Raw genomic sequence first — 3,242 nt, 5'->3', positions numbered from 1 at the left:
AGCCAGTGGCGGGCGCGGCGGTACTCGGCCGGCGGCAGGGGCGTACGGGTGGGCCGGTACGCCTCCCTTTCCTCCGGCAGCAGCTCACGCACCAAGGCGTGGGCGTTGGTGCCGCCGAAGCCGAACGCGCTCAGCCCGGCGCGCCGGACCCCGCACGCCGGTGCCCAGGGCTCGGCGGCGAGGGCGGGGCGGAAGGGCGACGTGGCGAAGGAGAACCGGGGGTTGGGCCGGTCGCAGTGCAGGGTGGGCGGGACGGTGCGGTGCACCAGCGAGAGGATCACCTTGTGGAGCCCGGCCATGCCGGCCGCCATCAGCAGATGCCCGATGTTGGACTTGACGCTGCCGACCGCGCAGTGGCCGACCGCGTCCGTGGTGCGGCGGAAGGCCCGGGTCAGCGCCTGGAGTTCCATCGGGTCGCCGATCATCGTGCCCGTGCCGTGGGCCTCGACGTAGGTCACCGTGTCCGCGGTGACCCCGGCGGCGGCCAGGCTGTCGGCCACCAGCCGCTCCTGGGCCTGGGGGCTCGGCGTGGTCAGCCCCATCGTCCGGCCGTCGTTGTTCAGCTTGCAGGTCTCGATCACGGCGTGGATCCGGTCGCCGTCGGCAAGTGCCCTGGCCAGCGGTTTCAACAGCACGGCTCCGACGCCCTCGCCGAGCACGATGCCGTTCGCGGCGGCGTCGAAGACGTGGCAGGCACCGTCGGGTGAGAGTGCCCCGGACGCGCTGAGTTTGAGGAACGGCGCCTCGTCCAGCAGCAGGTCGGCAGCGCCCACGAGCGCGGCGTCGCAGTCACCCGCGGCCAGCGCGCCCATGGCGAGGTACAGCGCGGACAGCGCGGAGGAACAGGCACTGTCGACCGTGAGGTGGGGCCCGCGCAGGTCGTAGACATGGGCGGCGTGGGCGGCGATGAAGTTCTGGTTGAGGCCGGTCACCGTGTTGCGGTGCGGCACGGGCACCCGGCTGCCGTAGGTACTGGTGCCGGAGCCCATGAAAAATCCGATGCGGCCCCCGGCCACGTCCTCACGGCGGTAACCGGCGTCCCGCAGGGTCTGTTCCACGGTCTCCAGCGACATGCGGATCAGTGGGTCGACGTGGGCGGCGTCGGCGGTGCCGATACCGAAGTATTCCGGGTCGAACTCCTCGATGCCGTCGAGGAATCCGCCCCACTTGCTGATGCTCCGGCCGGGTGCGGGCCGCGGCGACCACAGACGACGGTGGTCCCAGCGGGAGGCGGGCACCTCGGTGATGCCACCGCGTCCCTCACGCAGCAACTCCCAGTAGCGGTCGAGATCCGGAGCACCCGGATAACGGCCGGCGGCACCGATGACGGCCACCAGCCCCCGGCCGGCCTCCGGACCACCGGCTCCGGTGGCCGCCGGGCCGGTTCCCGTCGTACGGGCGTCGGCCCGGCGGCCGCCGGTGACCGCGGCTCCGCCCGCCCAGCGGGCCGTCCCGGCCGGGTGTTCCGTCGTCAGGTGCTCGGCGAGCAGGGCCACGGTCGGGTACTCGAGGACCAGGGACGGCGACAACGGCTCACCGACGCGTTCCTCCAGGTCGGCGACGATGCCCGCCACCAGGATGGAGTCCACGCCGAGTTGGCCGAAGTTCGTCCGGTGACCGATCCTCTCGACCGGTATCAGCAGCGCACGGGCCAGGAGTTCGGCGACGGCCGCGGCGACGGTGGCGAGCGCCGTGCCACCGGTGTCCGAGGCGTCCGTGGGATCGTCCTCGCTCATACGGCTCTCCTCCTGATCGTGTTCCGGCACCGGCCCCGGCACCGCCACGGGCCGGCCGACGGGATCCCCCACCGGCCACACGGCAGGATCGACGGCCGCCGCCACCACGTGGGACCGGCCGGATGCCAACGCGGCTTCCAGCAGGTCCAAGCCCTGTTCGACGGTGTGCGGGGTGAATCCCGACTCGGCGTAGCGCGGGCTGCGCACGGCGCCCATGCCGGCGCCCGTCCAGCTCCCCCAGCCGACCGAGACATGGCGGGTGCGGCCGGTGGCCCGTTGCGCCACGGCATCCAGCACCGCGTTGGCCGCCGCGTAGTCGGCCAGGCCGACGGCCAGTTCCGGCAGGGTGGCCGACAGGGAGGAGAAGTGGACGATCCAGTCGGGTTCGTCCTCGCGCAGCTCGTCGAGGAGTGTGAACAGCCCCTCGCCCTTCGGCCGCCAGGTGTCGCTCATCGAGCCGAGTTCCTTGCGGACGAACGCGGGTGTCCCGCGCTCGACCGACCCGGCGCAGTGCAGGACGCCCGCTATGGGCCCGAGGTCGCCGCGCACCCGGCCGAGGAAGGAACGCAGTGCCGCCGAGTCCGTCAACTCCCCGCTGTGCAGGGCGACGCGCACGCCGAGGTCTTCCAGTTCCAGCAGCGCCGCGACGCGCTCGTCGGACGTGTCCCGGCTCCAGGCGGAGCGCGGGGGCAACGGGCGCAGCCCGAGCAGCGCCAGCCGCCGGGCGCCGCGTTCGGCCAGCCGCCGGGCGGACGCCAGACCGAGGCCGCCGGTGCCGCCGGTGATCAGGTAGGTCCTGGACGGGTCGACCCGCAGGGTCTGTTCTCCGTCGTACGGCAACCGGACCAGCCGGGGAGCCAGCCGTCGGCCCCCGGTGAGCCGGATCTCCGGCTCCCCCGCTCCGTCCGCCGTACCGAGCGCCAGTTCGCTCCGCACCAGGCGTACCAGCGCCTCGCCGTCGGTGACCGGGGTGTCGCACTCGACCGTGCCGGCCGACACGTCGGCGTACTCGGCGCCGAGCGACCGGACGAGGGCGGCCATTCGGGCCGCCGCGGGCCAGGGTGAGCCGGCGGCGGAGTGGGCGAGGTGCAGCAGCCGCAGCGGCCGGCCCCCGATCGCCGGCACCAGGGCCTGGAGCAGCCCCAGACGTCCGAACTCCCGGCCCGGCGTGGGCGGGCCGGCCAGGTCCACGAGGTCGACGACGGCGTCCAGCCGGGGGTGGGCTGCGCGCAACCGTTCGCCGAGCGCGCGGCCCGCCCCGCCGTCGTCCAGATCGAGTTCGTACTCGCCGCTCACGAGGCTGGGGAGCGTCGAGCGCTCCCGTACGACGATCCAGTCGGTCTCCTCCGCGCCGGGCAGCGCGGCGGTCACCGGCAGGGTGGTCTCGCGCCCGAGCAGTACGACGCACACCTGACGGTGACCGGCCGGTGCGGCGGGAGGGGCCGGCACGGGCCGCCAGTCGCGCACCAGCAGCGCGGGTTCGTGGCGGGCGGGGCCGGTGCCGGC

General features: G+C 74.2%; 1 protein-coding gene. It reads right to left on the bottom strand.

Annotated elements, in window-relative coordinates; genetic code table 11:
• The coding region (locus GT042_RS26400; protein ID WP_161311232.1) for a beta-ketoacyl synthase N-terminal-like domain-containing protein at window positions 1-3,242 on the bottom strand (3,242 nt) is incomplete at both ends.

This window comes from Streptomyces sp. SID3212 (genome assembly GCF_009865405.1).
Lineage (GTDB): Bacteria > Actinomycetota > Actinomycetes > Streptomycetales > Streptomycetaceae > Streptomyces.
This window is presented reverse-complemented; position numbering and strand designations above follow the sequence as displayed.